The organism is Paenibacillus polymyxa (genome assembly GCF_001719045.1).
GTDB classification, from domain to species: Bacteria; Bacillota; Bacilli; order Paenibacillales; family Paenibacillaceae; genus Paenibacillus; species Paenibacillus polymyxa_B.
The window spans coordinates 3,091,474-3,108,928 of the sequence record NZ_CP015423.1 but is presented as its reverse complement, the minus strand read 5'-3'; the positions used below and the strand labels follow the sequence as shown (position 1 = coordinate 3,108,928).

Sequence of the window (17,455 nt, the reverse complement as noted above, 5' to 3'; positions counted from 1 at the left end):
AATTCAATATACATGCAATTGCATCTAAATTCGAACCACGGGAGGTTTTAAAATGAAAGCCGTAATCCATGCCAGCAAAAGCGGCCCTGAGGGCCTGATGTATACAGACATCACGGACAGACAGCCGTGGCACAACGAAGTGAAGGTAAGACTTAAAGCTGCAGGCTTAAACCATCGGGATCTGTTCCTCATGGCGGATCGAACAGCCCACGATGCTCCACTCATTCTGGGGTCGGATGGAGCAGGCGTGATCGAGGCTGTGGGTGATGGTGTCCCAACCTCGCTAGTAGGTACTGATGTCATTATCAATCCATGTATCGGATGGGAGAATACGCATCATGTTCCCTTGGTTCCAGCCATTCTGGGCGGACCTTCAGACGGGACATTCGCTGAATCGGTTATCATCCCCGTCCAAAATGCGGTCAGCAAGCCAGCATACCTTTCATGGGAAGAAGCAGGGGTGCTGCCTTTGTCTGCTTTGACCGCTTATCGCGCGCTCTTCACAAGAGGCCAATTGCAGGAGGGTGAGCACGTCCTCATTCCCGGTATTGGCGGTGGTGTAGCCACGTATGCCATGCTTATGGCTTTAGCAGCAGGCGCACGGGTCACCGCCACGTCACGCAACGAAGCAAAAAGGCAGGCTGCCCTCGCTCATGGCGCTAATCATGCATTCGACAGCCATAGCGAATGGAAAGAAAGTATGAACGGAGACACCGTGGATCTGGTCCTTGACAGTATCGGTCCTGCTACGTTCGATAAATATTTTGATATCCTCAAGCCGAACGGTCGGATTGTTACATTTGGCGCAAGCTCAGGAGACCGAATAGAGATTCCGCTGCGGTCTATATTTTTCCCTCAAATCAGCATCATCGGCACCTCTATGGGCAGTGGCGAGGAATTCGCAGCTATGCTTCAGTTCATGGAGCGCCATGCACTCCATCCGATTATAGATAGCGTATTTCCTCTACAAGACACAGCACAAGCCTTCCACCGTATGCGGCAGGGAGCGCAGTTAGGCAATATAGGGATCAGGATAGGGTAAGAGATCTGAACGAAGTATAGGAATAGAAAAAAATCCACTGCCGTAAAATGCCTTCATCCAGAAGTCAATTTTATGGTAGTGGACCTATTCAGTCGATTAAACGATGCTGGACCCATTTGTTACCGCGGAAGCGCCAAAGGAAAACGAGTCCCCGCACGCCCCATTCAATATCCATGGCCAGCCAGACACCAACAATCCCCAGGTTGAACACAATGCCCAAAATATACCCGAGCACCACCCGGCACAACCACATGGACAGCATTGAGGTGAGGGACGTAAATTTTGAATCACCTGCTGCCCTTAGTGCAGAGGGTGTAATAAAGGCAATGGACCAGAGCGGAATCTGGGCCAACGTATTAATCAGTATGACAACAAAAATGTCATCTACGATTTCAGCAGGCGGATGAAACAGCCCCACCATCGGCTCAAACAAAGGCATCAGTATGAGCCCCATTACAATAAACGAATAAGACGACAGCCAAATAAACGATTTGGTAAACTTCCGGGCATCCTCGACATTTCGACGTCCCATACATTGACCGACCACGGTAACAATCGTAAGAGCCAAAGCATTCGCAGGGATTTGGAACACGTTAGCTAGGGATGAGCAAATGGCATTCGTCGCCAACGCATTCGTCCCCAGACTCACAATGAAAATTTGGGTTAAAATTTTGCCCCCATTGAAAAACATCTGTTCCGCTGCAAAGGGAAGCCCGATAAACAGAATCTTTTTAAGCATAGCCAGATTAAAATAAAGCATATCTCTAAGCTGAACACGCAAGTCGTCATCTACTCTGACCAAATAGATCAATGCGCACACTGCCCCTGCATATCTGGACACATTGACGGCAATCGTCATGCCCAGCACACCCATATCTAATACATTAATGAATACCACATTGAGGAGCACGTACGAGAGGTTCATGATGAGCGAAAGAGCCAGCGATGCCCTCGTCTTCCCAATTCCCCTCAGCGCCCCACACACTGCCTCAACGATTGCAATCCCTACAAAAGACATGCAGCTTCCCAGCAGATATACCTTACCGTTAGCTAATACATCAGGCGAGGCGGAACCAAACAGAACACTTAAAATCGGATTGTACAACACGATCATAAACAAACTGATACATAAGGCCAACAAGGAAACGGAGGAAATGGTGCCGGATGCGGCTTTAGAGACCATGAGGTCGTTACCGCTCCCCTTATACTGTGCCACGACAACCGTTCCCCCGGTAGACACTGCAACAAACACATTAATCAGAAAAATATTCAAAGAATCAATCATATTTACAGCACTGACTGCCGCCATTCCCGACGAGCTAATCATTGCCGTGTTCACCAAATTAAGACCCACGATAAAAGCCTGATCAATCAGAAGCGGGATAAACAGCGCGATAATCTGTCGATAATCAATAGACTCTCCTGAAAAATGCTTATTCAGAAAGCCATGTGTTCTCATCCTTACACTCAGTTGACTCATATCATCACATTCTTTTTCTCAAATTGAAAAAAACCCTTCAACAGAAGAGCCTTCATGGCGAAAAAATGTATAAAGTTGCAAGGCTAGATGTGTCTAGTTCTTGATTCTGTACACTTTTCTCTACATAGAAGTATTACTCCAAAAGAAAATCCTGTCAATGGTCTTGCTCACATTTGAATAGAAAATAACAGAAAAACCTGCTCAGCTCAGTGAACAGGTTTTGGAGCAGCATTATAATGTTTTAATATGTCATAAAAACATTGTTAAGAGAATGTCTATGATCTTCTCGCAATTAAATCTTGTTGAATAGAAGCTTCATTCTTTTCGAATTTTTTATAAAAAAACATAGGAATGATTCCGATCAAGAAGACGATAAATGGCAGCCAGATAAAGCTAAACTGAATGCCAGACAACGCCGTAGGAGTTTGAACTTGCCCAGCGATATAACCGGTGCTGCCCATGATCCATGCTGGCAATAATCCGCCGATTCCGCTACCCGCTTTAATACAGAATGCGCTTCCAATCGAGGTCAGGAAACCACTTGCCCGAATACCATTTTTCCATTCCCCATAATCGACTGTATCTGACAACATCGCAAACGGCATAGAACATGCAAAGCCTGATCCTAACGCACCAATAATCCAGCCGATAATAATGAGGGTTAAGTCTGTACTGCCCATTAAAATCACGACTTGCCCCAGCGCAGCTAATATCAATCCGATAATCATAATCGCATTTTTACTTAATTTTCTGGCGAAAAACGGAATCAGAACCATCGAGATCAACTGCAAGGAGGTAAGTCCATTGATTAAAGGTACTAAGTCCTTACTGTCCAGATTGTATTGCAGATAAAAGATTAGCGTTGCTGAACGAATATTCAAGCCGATCCAGTAACACAAGTTGGCAGCTACAACGAGCATCCAGGGCCAGTTTCGTTTGATGGCTGTAAAGCTTTTAGCAATGGGAACAGATTTCGTTTTCACTGCTGCATTTTCTCGCAAATCGGCAAACGCTATGAAAAACATAATAATCGCCATGATTCCAAATAAAACGAGCGTTAAGGAAAATCCTTTTTGATCATTCCCCTGTCCAAAGAAAGCGACCAAAGGTAATGTAAACGTCGTGGCAATGAAGAAACCTACGTTCCCCCCGACCATACGGAAGGAGTTCAAGACTACGCGTTCGTTAGAATTGGTGCTCAGATTAGGCAGAATAGACGTAATCGGCGTACTGATCCCTGTGTACAGGATGCCGGCTATAATATACGTAATGGCGGCATATGCAATTTTACCCGACTCACTCCAATTGGGTGTCGTAAACGTAAGGACCATAAACACAGCGAACGGGATCGCTAACCATAGAAAATAGGGTCTGCTCTGGCCGTATTTTGACTTGGTTCGGTCAATCAGGATGCCCCAAATCGGGGCATCAATGGCATCGATAAAACGGGTGATAAATAGTAATGTCCCGGCAATCCCGATAGAAAGTCCGAATACATCTGTATAAAAATATAATAGATAACTGGAAATAACACAGTATAGTAGATTGCCTGCTGTATCCGTTAATGAATAGCTGATTTTACGATGAAAAGGAACGGTACTGGCTGTCTTTTCCGGTGGTTCCGTACTCACAATTCTCGTACTCATGATCTTTCCTCTCCCCATGCGAATGAATTATGATTCATAAACCCATACACGCATTTCCCCTTTAGCCCGATTGCACCAGGCGTAGTAAGGAATGGCGGTAATTTGTTGAGGAACAAATTCAGGAGGCTCCGAGCTATATAATGCATTCGAATTTTTTACCCGGTATCCCTCTATGGTCAGCTTTACAATGCCACCCAGCAGGTTTTCGCTGAATTCTTCCGTAATGAGGCTATCCTTCGTCAATCTTAATCCTGCCAAATTCGCTCCATTATCCACTTCTTCCAGGCAAAACACGACTGGTCCGCGTTGGAGAGCAATTTGCTGCTGGTTCATGGAGACCAGCGGATTGCTCCGAATGCGCTCAACCGGCATAGCCAAATGCAGAGTTACCACATCTCCGTCCTTCCAAGTACGCTGAATCTCGATATAGCCTTTTTCCAGACGGTCTAATGATATGGTTTCCCCATTCACCTTTACCTCTGCCTGCTTGCACCACCCAGGAATCCGTAGTGCCCATTTGAAGGAAGTCGGCTCTGCTACGTGGATCGAAAATGTTAGATCCGCGTCCCATGGATAATGATGAGTTTGTGTAATTTCAACCTCATGACCAGATAAAGTCATGTTCACCTTGCTGGCAATGTACAGATGCGTATACAACGTATCATCCGTTTGGGTATACATATTGTCCTCAACTGATGCAATCATTCGTGCCAAATTGGGCGGACAGCAGGCGCAGAAAAACCATTTTTGCCGTTCTGTTTTTACATGCTCCTGATCTTTTCTGGATTTTTGAAAAGGATTAACCTCCAGCGGATTCACGTAGAAAAACCGTTTCCCATCCAGATCCATCCCACTAATCGTTCCGTTGTATAGCGCACGCTCCAGAACATCGGCGTATTTCCGGTCTGGCGCTAAACGCAGCATACGATTGGCCCAAAAGGCCAGCCCTACAGAGGCGCAAGTCTCACAGTACATGCTGTCATTGGGAAGATCGTGATGGCAAGTGAACGCTTCCGCGTTTACAGTAGAACCGATCCCTGCGGTGATGTACATTTTGTGATTCGTTACATCATCCCACAGCGTTTCACAGGCTTGTAACAGGGAAGCATCCCCTGTTTTCGCGGCCAAGTCCGCCATCGCAATATACAGATACACCGCTCTTACCGCATGGCCGACTGCCTCTTTTTGTTCCCGCACAGGTTGGTGTGCTTGCTGGTATTCGAAGCCTAAGCCAAAATTAATGTTGTTATCATCATTCCAGGTGGGCTCTGTTTGAATATGTTTTCTCTGTTCTTGTTCCTCTGCAAAGTAAATAGGATGCTGTCCCCGCTGTTCAATAAAATATTGCGCTAATTTGAGATATTGATCCTTTGCAGTTACGTCGTATAATTTGATCAAGGCCAACTCAATTTCTTCATGTCCCGGATAGCCTTTCCGTTTACCTTCTTCCGTACCAAAAACCTGCTGAATCAGGTCTACGTATTTCTCCATAATGTGAAGAAACTTCGTTTTGCCCGTCGTTTCATAATAAGCAACAGCCGCTTCTATAAAATGCCCTGCACAATACAGCTCATGATTGTCTCTTAAGTTGGTCCAGCGATTGTTGGGTTCCTTAAGCAGATAGTACGTATTTAGATACCCATCCTCAGCTTGGGCTCTTCCCAACAATTCAATCACTTCATCAGCCCGTTCTTCAAGCGCAGGATTCGGATGATCCCTTAAGCTAAAGGCAACCGTCTCCAGCCATTTGGCAAGGTCACTGTCCTGGAAAACGGTTCCATAATACTCCCCACTGGATTCCCCGGCTGCAATCCTAAAGTTTTCAATCGCATGACTGGGTTCTGTATCTGGTAATTCATCATTTAATGCTTTCCATTGGTAAGGAATAACCTCTTCCGCCACAACTTGCTTATACTTTTTCCAAAATAAATCATCAACGATGACATGCTTAACTGGCTTTGCCGTTTTCATTGGATAAACATCCCTTCCTGGAAATAGAACGCTTTCATTTTTGAGAAAATAAGGATAAAGTAATGATAATATCGTACAAGCTAACCTGAGCTCCCCTTGCTACAGTCCTTATTTTATCAACCTGAATTTATAAAAAAAATCGCGATCTTTAACTAAAACTTATACGATTTCACACACAAAGGAGCTGGCTTCCATGAGCAAAACAGACTTTCTATCCTTCCTTGTCCCTCCGCTGCCTTATTTCATTGAGGGGAATTTTACTACATATCAAAAAGGGGATTGGCATCCGAATAGGTATAATCTGGGTTATTTTGACGTAATAATCATTAAAGAAGGATTGCTGCACATTGGCGAAGAGGACGAAGTGTGGAAGGTAACTAAAAATTACGCTCTCATTCTTGAACCGGATAAACATCATTTTCCCATTGAGGCATGTACAGAACAAACCTCCTTTTACTGGTTCCATTTTCAAACCAATAGCATGTGGTGCGCACAATCCTCGCCCAATCCTATTATACCCAGCACTCCCATTCCCGAGCTGCACTTTCATTCAGAACATACGACCATTCATTTGCCCAAAATTCAAAAAGTGGTGAATCCACATGAGCTATTTTCGAAATTAGACTATTTACTAGCCTCTACTTTAAAACCTAGAAAACTGGCACTATGGGAGGCCCAACAGACGTTTGCGAGTGTTTTCCAGAGTTTGGAGTATGATCAGAATAATAAAGACAGCTCCTCTAAGTTGGCGGAACAAATCGAAATATACCTAAAACAGAATTACAAAAATACAATCACCAATAAAGATTTGGAGACCCATTTTCACGTACATCAGAACTATCTCGCCAGATGCATGAAGGTCGCTTTCCAGCGCACACCGCTTGAGTATTTAATGGATTATCGCCTGGATCAAGGACGCAGTCTTTTGCTGCAAACTGACTGGTCTGTCCAACAAATTACGGAGGAAACGGGATTCTCCCAAGCAAGCTATTTCTCCAAATGCTTTAAAGAAAAATTCGGAATGTCTCCCAAGAATTACAGACAACAATACTGGAAACCAGTCCATTGAATGCTTACACCTCCTTTACATTCTCTTTACATTTTCATTGTATCCTTTTGATATTCTCGCTTTATACTGAGTCGGTTATATCATTTTCACTTCAGAAAAGGGGCATACATATGAAGTCAACTAAACTAGCATTATTAGCCATGTTAACGGGGATTCTGGTATCACCAGAACTGACCCATGCGGCAGACATTCAGCCATCCGGGTATGCACCACTACGAACACAGGCAGATAAAATGGGGGCGACAATTACATGGGACAGTGATGACCAGTCTGTTTTGGTCAAATTGAAAAATGGCATTGTCGGGACCTTTACAGTTGGTGAGAAGCAATATCGTTTAGCTGGACTAAGCGGAAAAGCGGACCGGGAAATTAAAATAGTGAATGGAAATGTACATCTTCCTACAAAACTTCTTACAGCGCTTGAAGCAGAGAACAGCAAATATGCAGATCCTAAGGACGCAGTTCCCACCTATAAAGTAATCCCCTCTGCCGAAACAGAAGCTGTGGAAGATGGAGAAGACGCAGCCGACGACCCTGCAATCTGGCTCAACCCGGTCGATCCGGAGAAAAGTAGAATTTTAGCAACCAATAAAGGCGGCGGGATTTTAGTATATGATCTGGAAGGTAAGCAACTGCAAAACATGAAGGTCGGAAAAATGAATAACGTGGATCTTCGTTACGGTTTCACATTGGGCGGCAAAAAAATTGATATCGCAGGGGCAACCAATCGAACCAACAACACGATCGATATCTTTTCCATTGACGGTGCATCAGGAAAGCTGACCAACGTGGTTGGCAAACCTATTAAAGCATCTATGAAAGAAGTGTACGGATTCAGCTTATACCATAGCCTCAAGACAGATAAATTTTACGCGCTCGTGTTGGGCAAAGAGGGTGAATTTGAGCAATATGAGCTGACTGACGACGGAAGCGGCAAAATTGCAGGTAAGCTTGTCCGCCAGTTCAAGCTGAATACGCAATCCGAAGGCATGGTTGCTGATGATGAATATGGTACGATCTACATCGCTGAAGAGGATTACGCTATTTGGAAGTATAGTGCCGAGCCAGACGGTTCAACCGAGCCGCTGCGACGTGTGGATATTGCAGATGGGCGCAGACTTCACGATGACATAGAGGGACTTACATTGTATTACGGTAAAGATGGCAAAGGGTACCTCATGGCCTCCAGCCAAGGAAACAGCAGCTATGCGATCTATGAACGACAAGGAGACAATGCATATATAAGCAACTTCACGATTAGCGCGAGCCCTACCGTTGATGGTACATCTGTCACAGACGGTATTGATGTTCTTGGCTACGGATTAGGCAAAAATTTCCCGCATGGTATCTTCGTTGCACAAGATGACGAAAATCTTCAAAATGGAAAAAAGTTGAATCAGAACTTTAAAATGGTGCCCTGGGAGCGAATCGCTACGGGAGCCCCTACCCCGCTAACGATAGACGATGGCATCAACCCGCGTGAATTGGTAAACAGAAGCACGCAGTAATGCCCTTCGGGGAAACCAACTCAACATTCCGACTCTATTCATAGAAAAAAAGAGGTGTTCCAAAAGCCATAAACCGGCTACTTGGGACACCCCTTTTTGTTTTTAAGCGAGAAAAGGTTTAAGATCCAGCACCAGCACATTTACCGAGTTGGCTGGTAAGTCTAAGAGGACAGAATCCGTCTGAAGCGTGATCTGCTGTTCGGTAGGCACTACCTTCTCATCATTCTTCTTGTTCACGTTAGGTACATGAACAAGCGAGGAATCGCCAGTTAGTGTAACCAGCTTAGCGATGGACTCAACACTCAAATCTTGTAGATTCAGCTGTATTACCTTATCCACGTTGTCGGCATTCACCAGCTTCACGTATACATGTTCAGCATCTTGGGTTACCGAGTTGAACACGTCTCTGTTGTAAGCCTCCAGCTTGTAGTCCAGCACCTTGCTGGTTGTCTCGCCGTCGGTGTATGAGCAAATCAGATTACTGCCCGTTTCCCCGCCGTAGTTCACTGTTATGGTGTAGTCCGTGTTGTCGGCCAACTCTTCATAGCTAGCTGCTCTCAAGTTACCTGCCGCTGTACTGGAAGAGTAGTCACCCAATGTGTAGCTTTCTATGCCCTGCTTGTAAACCTTCACGCCGGTAGCCTTGCCGCCATAGCCGATCGCGTATTCAACGACGTCCTTTTTCTCCGCAGAAATATCGGTGAGACCCGCACCCACATAAAAGCCGTCCGTGCCGGAAATACGGGAGGCGACCACCTCTATCTTGTAATTGCTCCAGCTGTCGTTCAAGATGTACAGACCATTCAGACCGCTATCCTGAGCTTTGAGCACAAGCCCCTTGCCTTCCTCTACTGTTGAGCCCACGGAACCGGGAATGACCTGCCAGGCCGAATCCAATCCCTGGGTAAAGTCTTGATCCAGCAGCACACTGCCGTCCTGGTTGGAAGTAACAGTCACACGCTTAATCATAACCTCGGCATTGCCTGTTGCAATTTCAATTCCCCCCTGAGGAATGAGATCCGTTGGCTTGCCGTTTTTGTAAGTAGAGAAAGAAGTGCTCAATACTTTATTCCCCAAATATTTAGCATACATTTGCTGTACATAGTAGTTCGGCGTAAACCACACCGTTTCGTCATCGAACCAGATGCAGTCTGGCGTCCATCTGTAAGTTCCATCTGTCAGCACCTTGTTAAACAGCGGTGCATAGGCAGCCAACCGAACGACATCGGCATTATTTTCGAAGCCCGTCATCACCGCTGCCTCTGCTACAGCGCCTGCCAATGTATTTTTATCCGTTGAGGCGTACTCCCCGACAAAAACCTTTGATGTTGCTTTCCAATTTATACTGCCGTCCGCATTATAAGCTCTGTAGTAGTAGTTATAGCGGTCCACGTTATTCAGCAGGTACTCGTTAGAACGATAATAGTGCTCATCTGCAATGGTGTCCATATAGTCCTTTTGCTTCTCATACCAGGTTACCGTTTCTTCCGTCACCTGGTTACCATCTGCAAAAGCAACCTTAGCCGAACCAGTCATATTACCGCTTAAGAACTTCCAGCCCTGCTGATAGGCATCGTCGTCTGCTTGAGCGCCAACCGTGGAGATGATGTGTAGCTCATAACCCGGATAATTTTTCTCCATGTACTCATCAATCGATGTCTTGAACACTTCAAAGTTGGCAAAAAACTCTGTGCCCCAGTTCTCGTTACCTACCCCCAAATAACGCAGATCGAACGGAGCTTCATGGCCCATTTTTTTACGCATAGCAGCCCATTCATTATGTTCAAAATCCACACTAATCGCAAAGTCGATCAGATCCGTAAAGTTCTTAATATAGTATTCTCTCAATGCGCCTCCAGCGGGATGAGCATAATCCGAGCGGGCTTGGCAGAGCACGCCGCAGGCCATAACCGGAAGCGGAGCTGCATTCAGGTCTTCTGCCAACTGGAAATATTCCATATAACCAAGACCCATGGTCATCATATAGCCCCATACATTAAAGTTTTCCTTGCGCAGCTCGATATCCCCAATCGATTCCTTCCAATCGTATACGTTTTCCCATATAAATGAACCCTCGGAAATACAACCACCTGGAAACCGCAAAAACTTCGGATGCATGCCAACCAGTGCGTTCACCAAATCTTTTCTCAGTCGGTAGTTAGGATTACCCTGGAAGTTAGCATGTGCCGATGGGGATTGCTCTTCCTCTCCTGCGCCCCATACATCTTGTGGGAATAAAGAAACCATATCAACCGAAATGTCCCCTTCAAATGTAAGCGCCAGCTGCCCGAGAACCGTAGCTGAGCCTGTCAGTACAAGCTTGGAATCGATGCCGTACTTCTTCCACGTGTTGCCGCCTTCCACCTGTATCGTAACCGAATCACTAATAGCCTTTTCATTTGAGTCTTGCAGTTGCAGTGTGATTGTGCCCGCTGAATCGGCCTTCGCCCAGATGGTAAACTCATATTTGGCACCCTCTTGGATGGACATGGCACAATTCTGGTTAGAGTCGGCAAAGCCCTTGTTCCGAATCGTTGCACCATCCGCTACCGTCACATAATAAGAGTTCACTTCTTTGTCTTTTGCGCCTAAAAACTCATTTAATCCACCGCTATGTTGTGGAGTCATCTTATCCGTATCACCAGACCAAGCGAACAACGGGTTGCGGTTCCGTCCGGTAGAGCAGCCGCATTCACCGGAAGCGTGGGAATACGTATCGAACTCGAAAGATTCAAAGGAGCGATTCTGAACGAGTTCTGCATAAATCCCGCCATCTGCTGCGTTATTGATATCTTCATAGAACAAGCCGTACATCACTTCGCTGACATCCACTACTTCCTTATTTCCATGAATGGTCAGCGTGTACGGAGGTAGCTGTTCAGGAAGAACGGATACCTCAAAGCTCTCTTCAATCTGGCTTAAGCCCTTCGTCAATAGAGCCGTGACGGTAACCCCTTGTGCGGAGGTAATCGCCTGAATCTGACCATTGTCAGAGAGTATACTAGGTTGGCTGGATTTCCAGGTTACTTCTACTCTTCCGCCCATCAGAACCGTTGGCAGAGTTATGTCCTTGGTTACAATCATCGTCGGAAAGGACAAATATTTATCTCTGGCAAGCTTCACGATCTCTTCATCTGTCAACGAATCGCACATGACCTCAATGACTTCATCCGCCGTCAGGCCTGCTTTATAAATTCGAAAGTCTGAAACGGAGCCGGCAAAGTCTACATCAGCCGCATGCTGGGAGCGACCGATAAAATTGTTGCTGTAGTTGGACGAGTCTGTAAACGTTTCGAACCATTTACGCAACTTGGCATAGTTACCGCTGGAAGTTTGACTAATGGAACCGTCCGCTACGACCTCACCATTGACATATACCACCGGACCCGCACTGCTTAATGTGCCGCCTTCCGTGCCGATCACAGACAGGGCTATGTGCATCCACTCATCCCTGACAAAACCTCTTCCCGGGTCTACGGACAAATCTGCCTCGGTGAAAAGGGTTCCGCGCAGATTCCGTGTCATAAACATATAGGGCCCTGTATGGGCTTTACCAAAGTCAAAGACACGTTCCCACATATCTGTGAATCTGCCGAAGTTGACCCAAGCAGTAACCGTCACACCGGTGTTATCGCTTACATCTTTGAATAGATCGGAAGGAAGCTGGATATACGATGTACCGTTGGGGCCTCCCTCAAGCGTCAAAGCCGCTCTACCGGTAGCATGGGAAATCGTAGGTGTTACTGTGCCTGAAGCAACCCCATCGTTACCTTGCCCTGAGCTATCTTTGCCGACGTTCTCTGCATCATCAAACTTGTAACGTGCAATGATTTGATCTTGGAATTTGGTCATCTTCGTTGCTCCTATACCTATAGTTTATTAATGTAATGACTAATTAGTTAATATAAATACATATTATATAGCTATAGTACCTTATCCTGAGTACCTTTTTCAATCCAATAAATCGGATTTATGAAGAAAATACTTGAACAAACTACATAAAAAAGCAGCCATCACAGAAGATACTCTGCGATAACTGCCTTTTGGCTTGCAGGATTGCTTGACCCAGTCAGAACCTTTTCCGAAATAAAGAAGTTCGGCCGAGCTATGTTATCCGTTCAATTTTTGTCCACAATTCGGACAGAAATTAGCTCCTTCGTTTTTTGTACCGCAATTCGGACAAAAATTGGGCTTATTACCGTCTCCAGATGGAGAGGGGGCAGCAGGTGTAGGCTGAGTCTCAGCCGAAGGCTTGGGGTTCGGGTTCAAATTTTTCATCATTTCATTTGCTATATTCATCCCCATCATCATACTCGCCATATCTGAGGCAGCACCACCGCCTTTTACATTACCCGATGCAATCCCGTCCGTCATCGTCACTTGCTGGTACTTTTGCAGATTACCGATCATTTCATGAGAAGCTGTCTTCGTGATCATATCTTGGATTTCTTGAGGATAATTGAAGCTCATCACATGAAAGCCAGTAATCGTCATACCATTGTCCATCACTTGCATATCCAGATCTTCTTGAATACCTTTTGAAATGTCAGAAGCATTCGCCTGCAGATTGAACATGTCCTTTCCTTCTCTGCTGATCCACTTCATCAATAACTGATCCAACACCGAAGTAATGCGTATTTTCACATCCTCAACGAGATAACTGTCCTTCACTCCGGCAATCTTATCGATGAGCGTAACATAATCGTTCACTTTAAAATTAAATGTGCCATTGGCACGGATCGGCATACCGCCTGGCAGCTGGGGGGTCGGGATCAGCACTGGATTCTGCGTCCCCCATTTGACCGTAAACTCCTTCGTATTAACGAATAAGACCTCTACCCTCATGCCACTGTTAAAACCAAATTTAAACCCTTTTAATGTCGATAGAAATGGAATAATGTCAGAGTCCATGTTATACGACCCTTCATTCTCAAAAATACCCTCTATTTTGCCGTTATTTACAAAAATCGCGTCTTGACCGGAGCGGATAATTAACTTACTGCCTTTTTTAATTTCACGATTACTCCACTTCCAGAAAATCATATCATCTCTAAATTCTTCCCACTCTACAACATTTGCAAATTGATTTCTGAAGAATCCCATGCTGTATCCATCCTTTCAGTTCAGGATTTTGCAAAATTCGATTCCAGTCGCTCCAAAGTGCAATATATAGACGAACTAGACCATTTCGATCTATATATTGTTCATTGAAAGTCGCTTATTGGATTTTTGCAAAATCCTCAGTTAAAATGATCCTCTGCTGCCGCTATGCGAATGACCGCCGCTGGTAGTTCCGCCACCACCGCCTGAGCTGCTGCTACTGCTGCTCTTTTCAATCTTCCGTTTCGTTGTCGTTGTGTGAAGATACTGATCTCGATGCTCCAGAACTCCTGAAGCGTTCGCATCCTCGTAGGTCTGCCGATTTACCGTAACCCGACCGCCAGAATTGGAAACCATCTTACCCACGATCAACGCTGCCAATCCCAGCGCCACCGCCAAATGAAGCCATCCTTTAAAAAATATACTGTCTGGATTCACCCCTGGACGGATGGCCAAATATTTGTGCGCGCTTAGAATATACTTTTGAAATGCCAGCCCATAGTTGCCGTTCGTCAGATCCGGGCTAATCTCATGGCGTATTTTAGTAAGCCTGTCATCATCCAGATACCGTTCTGCCTTATAAAATCCGGCCAAGTACACCTCTCTATTTCTCATATCCATCGTTAAAATGACCGCGTTCCCATGAGATCTGTCATACCCAGGGCCATGGTCATCATAAAAGTCCTGCGTCATTTTCATAACATCCATATTGTCGGGATTGAGGGTAGTATAAATAATAATGTCCGTTTCTCTTTCCGCTCCGTATTGATTAGCCATAGTGTTCAACACATCATACTCTTCCTGATTGAGCAGACCCGCTTCATCATAAATCAATGGCTTCATTTCTGTCGTTGCTGGTTCGCCCTTCATTTCCATAGGAACTGCCAGAAAAACAGCAAAGAACAACAAGACGGCTATAATGGCTCTATGCTTTTTCAATAGAATTCCCCTCCCATCATCAGCCAAGTGATTAATCTTAATGAGAAGAGAGTAATGCCGAAAATGCCTGCAAACCAAGCCGTCACTTTGAACTTGCTGATCGGAGGCTTACCCACTACCTTGCCCGTCTGTCCGTTCATAGCAAACGTATGCTCCAATTGATTGTAGTCATAGTGTATGACCCATACCGGGAGCAGAACATAATCCGCTTGTTTTAATGTAGTATCAATTTGCTTTTCCGTATAACTCACGGACGTATACTCTGACACCGTAGAATGAATATAAGCATCAATATATTCCTTCACTTTCTCTTTAACTCGCGGGAAGAGCTCTTCTTCGTTATAACTGTACTTCTCCGCAATATAACCTGCTAGATATGGCGTTTTAAAGGGTTTTAGCTGATCGTATGGAAAAGGCTCCAATTTATCCATCAGCTCGTCGTTCATTTTCTCCGCAGCATCAATCGGAACCTTTACATAATTCAAACGGATTTTCCGATATACATCAAAATGCTTCGTTTCCGTATATTCGTAGTCTCCGCTCGTATAGGTTCTCACTTGGGTACCTTCACCTTGAACCTCAATTTTATTATGTAATTCATATAACCAGAAGGGCACATACATCCCGGTTATTCCCTTGATTCGGTCTGCTATCATGAACCGGTTCGGCGTCAGACGGCCGTTCTTGCACCATTTTTTGAAAGCAACTATGGCTTCTTCCTTACTGATTGAAAAAGGAATAACCTGCGCCGGAGCCAGCTTCCCGGTCAGTCGGTCTCCAAGAACCACGGCAGAACCACAAAAGCTGCACACCGTTGCACTCGTCTCCACTTCGGTCATAATCACTGCTCCGCAGTTATTACAATGATACTCATGGGCCTCATCTTCTGAAAAAATACGATTTATTAGAGGATCAGGAATAGATTCAATATTGTCCTCTCTTCCGCAACTATGACAGGATAACATCCCTGTCTCACCGTCAAAGACCATGCCGCTGCCGCAGTTGGGGCATTTGTATTCGATAACCGGCATCTGCTCACCTCTTCATGTAGATACTGTTATGATTCCTTATAAAGCATCCAGGTCGTCCTTCGTTCCTGCCCGAAGCTCGGCTATAGCCATCGCCTCATCATACGCTCTGTTCACCTGCTCTTCCATGACCTCAAAAGCAGAATTCTTGCTGCCCATAGAGTTCAAGGCTTGCTGTGCTTTGGCAACCGCCATCTTCCCTTTAAGTTCAGCGTGCCGCGCTTCTAGTTGCCCCATATCGGACACCAACTTCTCCTGCATTTGTTTCATATTTACGGCGTTTGTCGAAGCTAAATCATAGGATGTTTGTAATTGTTCCAATTTCTCCGCCTGCAAACCTTTTCTCTCCAGAAACTTTCGAGCTTCCTCTTCATTACCAGCTTCCACAGACTTACTGGCATAATGCTGGAGCTTTTTGATCTCGGCTTTGCATTCATCCAGTGCTCTTTTCGTCCTTCTCTCATCAGCCAACACTGAAGCCGTCTCCGCTTTCACCTTGCCTAGATCACTGTTCAAATTCCGCATATAATCGTCAATGGTCTTCTCCGGATCTCCCACCTTATCCATTAAGGCGTTAACATTCATTTTCATAATATCCCTGAACCTTGACAAAATCCCCATGATGACCTCCTTCGAAAGGACTACATTCCACCATATCATACATCAAATCCGGTAAAAAATGTTCATCCCAGCCATATATACTGGCCCATTGATCACTTTCAGATGTGTGTTCGTTTTATTATAAAAGCAAAGGGTCCAAAAACCCGCGACAGATTTTTGAACCCTTCTAATATGTTCCTGATTATAGTTCTTCATAGCACTTGGGGTCCTGCCCCCATATCCGTCCATCCTCACTGCTAAATGCCGAAATCACGTTCATTTCCTCTGGAGACAACTCAAAATCAAAAATATCTAGATTCTCCGTTTGGTGTTTTAAAGAAGAGGCCTTAGGGATCGGGATTGCTCCAAGTTGGATATGCCAACGTAAAATCGCTTGTGTAGTCGTTTTACCATGAGCAGCAGCAATTTTCCCAATCTCTTCATTCTCCAGCATGCTGTGACCGCGACCCAAGGGGCTCCATGATTCCGTCACGATGCCCTGTTCAGCATCTTTTGCACGCTGATGTTCCTGATTAAATAATGGATGCAATTCAACTTGATTTAAGCTCGGCGTGACACCTGTTTCCCGAATTAAACGTTCATTATGCTCGGGCAAGAAATTGCAGACCCCAATGGAACGGATATAGCCCCTTTTCTTCGCCTCAATTAACGCCTGCCAGGCTTCAACATATCGATCAATTTGGGGATTCGGCCAATGGATCAGATAAAGATCATAATAGTCCAGGCCTCCTCTATATAATGACTCTTCGATCGTTACAATGGCTTCTTGGTAAGCATGTCGGCGACCCGGTAGTTTGGAGCAAATCAACAATTCTTCTCTGGGCACAGAGCTCTGCTGGACCGCTTTCCCAACAGCACCCTCATTTTCATAGTTGAACGCTGTGTCGATCAGACGGTAACCTGCATCAATCGCGCCGGTAATCGCCTTGACTCCATCTGCACCCTTAATTCCAGCAGTCCCAAATCCAATGACGGGCACTTTAATGCCATCATTCAATACCTTCTCCGGAATTTGTTGGTTCATAATTACAGCCTCCTTTACTATTCTCAT

12 protein-coding genes are annotated in these 17,455 nt (G+C 45.2%); 3 read left to right on the top strand and 9 right to left on the bottom strand.

The features are described from left to right. The first annotated feature begins 52 nt into the window (after nt 1–52). Nucleotides 53–1,042 (top strand): zinc-binding dehydrogenase, encoded by a 990-nt coding sequence (locus AOU00_RS13890; RefSeq protein WP_069290821.1) that lies wholly within the window; start codon nt 53–55, stop codon nt 1,040–1,042. Nucleotides 1,043–1,130: 88 nt separating this feature from the next. On the opposite strand, the gene AOU00_RS13885 is transcribed toward AOU00_RS13890, so the two are convergent. From AOU00_RS13885 to AOU00_RS13875, 3 genes are all read right to left on the bottom strand, one after another. Next, nucleotides 1,131–2,522 carry an MATE family efflux transporter gene (locus AOU00_RS13885; RefSeq protein WP_069290820.1) on the bottom strand — a complete coding sequence of 464 codons (1,392 nt, stop codon included), beginning with the start codon at nt 2,520–2,522 and terminating at the stop codon, nt 1,131–1,133. Nucleotides 2,523–2,797: 275 nt separating this feature from the next. Further along, nucleotides 2,798–4,168, bottom strand: a complete 1,371-nt coding sequence (locus AOU00_RS13880; protein WP_069290819.1) for a glycoside-pentoside-hexuronide (GPH):cation symporter — start codon at nt 4,166–4,168, stop codon at nt 2,798–2,800. 27 nt (nt 4,169–4,195) lie between these two features. After that, complete coding sequence (locus tag AOU00_RS13875; RefSeq protein ID WP_069290818.1) at nt 4,196–6,139, bottom strand: glycoside hydrolase family 127 protein; 1,944 nt, start codon at nt 6,137–6,139, stop codon at nt 4,196–4,198. Between the two features lie 193 nt (nt 6,140–6,332). Between AOU00_RS13875 and AOU00_RS13870 the strand changes: the two genes are divergently transcribed. Together AOU00_RS13870 and AOU00_RS13865 are read left to right on the top strand one after the other, a co-directional pair. After that, nucleotides 6,333–7,208: a helix-turn-helix transcriptional regulator gene (locus AOU00_RS13870; protein WP_061830230.1), complete on the top strand. Its 876-nt coding sequence runs from the start codon at nt 6,333–6,335 to the stop codon at nt 7,206–7,208. 110 nt (nt 7,209–7,318) lie between these two features. Then, nucleotides 7,319–8,716: a phytase gene (locus AOU00_RS13865; RefSeq protein WP_069290817.1), complete on the top strand. Its 1,398-nt coding sequence runs from the start codon at nt 7,319–7,321 to the stop codon at nt 8,714–8,716. A 102-nt stretch (nt 8,717–8,818) separates the two neighbouring features. Here AOU00_RS13865 and AOU00_RS13860 read toward each other — a convergent pair whose 3' ends face one another. The 6 genes from AOU00_RS13860 to AOU00_RS13835 all read right to left on the bottom strand — a co-directional run bounded on the left by AOU00_RS13860 (nt 8,819) and on the right by AOU00_RS13835 (nt 17,428). After that, the gene (locus AOU00_RS13860) at nt 8,819–12,568 is read right to left on the bottom strand and encodes an alpha-L-arabinofuranosidase C-terminal domain-containing protein (RefSeq protein WP_069290816.1); all 3,750 of its coding nucleotides are present in this window, start codon (nt 12,566–12,568) and stop codon (nt 8,819–8,821) included. Between the two features lie 258 nt (nt 12,569–12,826). Then, entirely contained in the window at nt 12,827–13,819 is a 993-nt protein-coding gene (locus AOU00_RS13855; RefSeq protein WP_069290815.1) for an SPFH domain-containing protein, read from the bottom strand. 141 nt (nt 13,820–13,960) lie between these two features. Then, nucleotides 13,961–14,755 (bottom strand): TPM domain-containing protein, encoded by a 795-nt coding sequence (locus AOU00_RS13850; protein ID WP_069290814.1) that lies wholly within the window; start codon nt 14,753–14,755, stop codon nt 13,961–13,963. Next, the gene (locus tag AOU00_RS13845; RefSeq protein WP_069290813.1) at nt 14,752–15,786 is read right to left on the bottom strand and encodes a TFIIB-type zinc ribbon-containing protein; all 1,035 of its coding nucleotides are present in this window, start codon (nt 15,784–15,786) and stop codon (nt 14,752–14,754) included. The genes AOU00_RS13850 and AOU00_RS13845 overlap by 4 nt, the downstream gene beginning before the upstream one ends. Nucleotides 15,787–15,822: 36 nt before the next feature. Continuing rightward, complete coding sequence (locus AOU00_RS13840; RefSeq protein WP_069290812.1) at nt 15,823–16,404, bottom strand: PspA/IM30 family protein; 582 nt, start codon at nt 16,402–16,404, stop codon at nt 15,823–15,825. A 181-nt stretch (nt 16,405–16,585) separates the two neighbouring features. Then, on the bottom strand, nt 16,586–17,428 hold the full coding sequence (locus AOU00_RS13835; protein WP_069290811.1) for an aldo/keto reductase: 843 nt from the start codon (nt 17,426–17,428) through the stop codon (nt 16,586–16,588). Nucleotides 17,429–17,455: the final 27 nt, after the last annotated feature.

Bases quoted from the DNA above. Each gene is read 5' to 3' on its own strand.
- AOU00_RS13890 (WP_069290821.1), top strand. From the start codon at position 53: ATGAAAGCCGTAATCCATGCCAGCAAAAGCGGCCCTGAGGGCCTGATG.
- AOU00_RS13885 (WP_069290820.1), bottom strand. From the start codon at position 2,522: ATGAGTCAACTGAGTGTAAGGATGAGAACACATGGCTTTCTGAATAAG.
- AOU00_RS13880 (WP_069290819.1), bottom strand. From the start codon at position 4,168: ATGAGTACGAGAATTGTGAGTACGGAACCACCGGAAAAGACAGCCAGT.
- AOU00_RS13875 (WP_069290818.1), bottom strand. From the start codon at position 6,139: ATGAAAACGGCAAAGCCAGTTAAGCATGTCATCGTTGATGATTTATTT.
- AOU00_RS13870 (WP_061830230.1), top strand. From the start codon at position 6,333: ATGAGCAAAACAGACTTTCTATCCTTCCTTGTCCCTCCGCTGCCTTAT.
- AOU00_RS13865 (WP_069290817.1), top strand. From the start codon at position 7,319: ATGAAGTCAACTAAACTAGCATTATTAGCCATGTTAACGGGGATTCTG.
- AOU00_RS13860 (WP_069290816.1), bottom strand. From the start codon at position 12,568: ATGACCAAATTCCAAGATCAAATCATTGCACGTTACAAGTTTGATGAT.
- AOU00_RS13855 (WP_069290815.1), bottom strand. From the start codon at position 13,819: ATGGGATTCTTCAGAAATCAATTTGCAAATGTTGTAGAGTGGGAAGAA.
- AOU00_RS13845 (WP_069290813.1), bottom strand. From the start codon at position 15,786: ATGCCGGTTATCGAATACAAATGCCCCAACTGCGGCAGCGGCATGGTC.
- AOU00_RS13840 (WP_069290812.1), bottom strand. From the start codon at position 16,404: ATGGGGATTTTGTCAAGGTTCAGGGATATTATGAAAATGAATGTTAAC.
- AOU00_RS13835 (WP_069290811.1), bottom strand. From the start codon at position 17,428: ATGAACCAACAAATTCCGGAGAAGGTATTGAATGATGGCATTAAAGTG.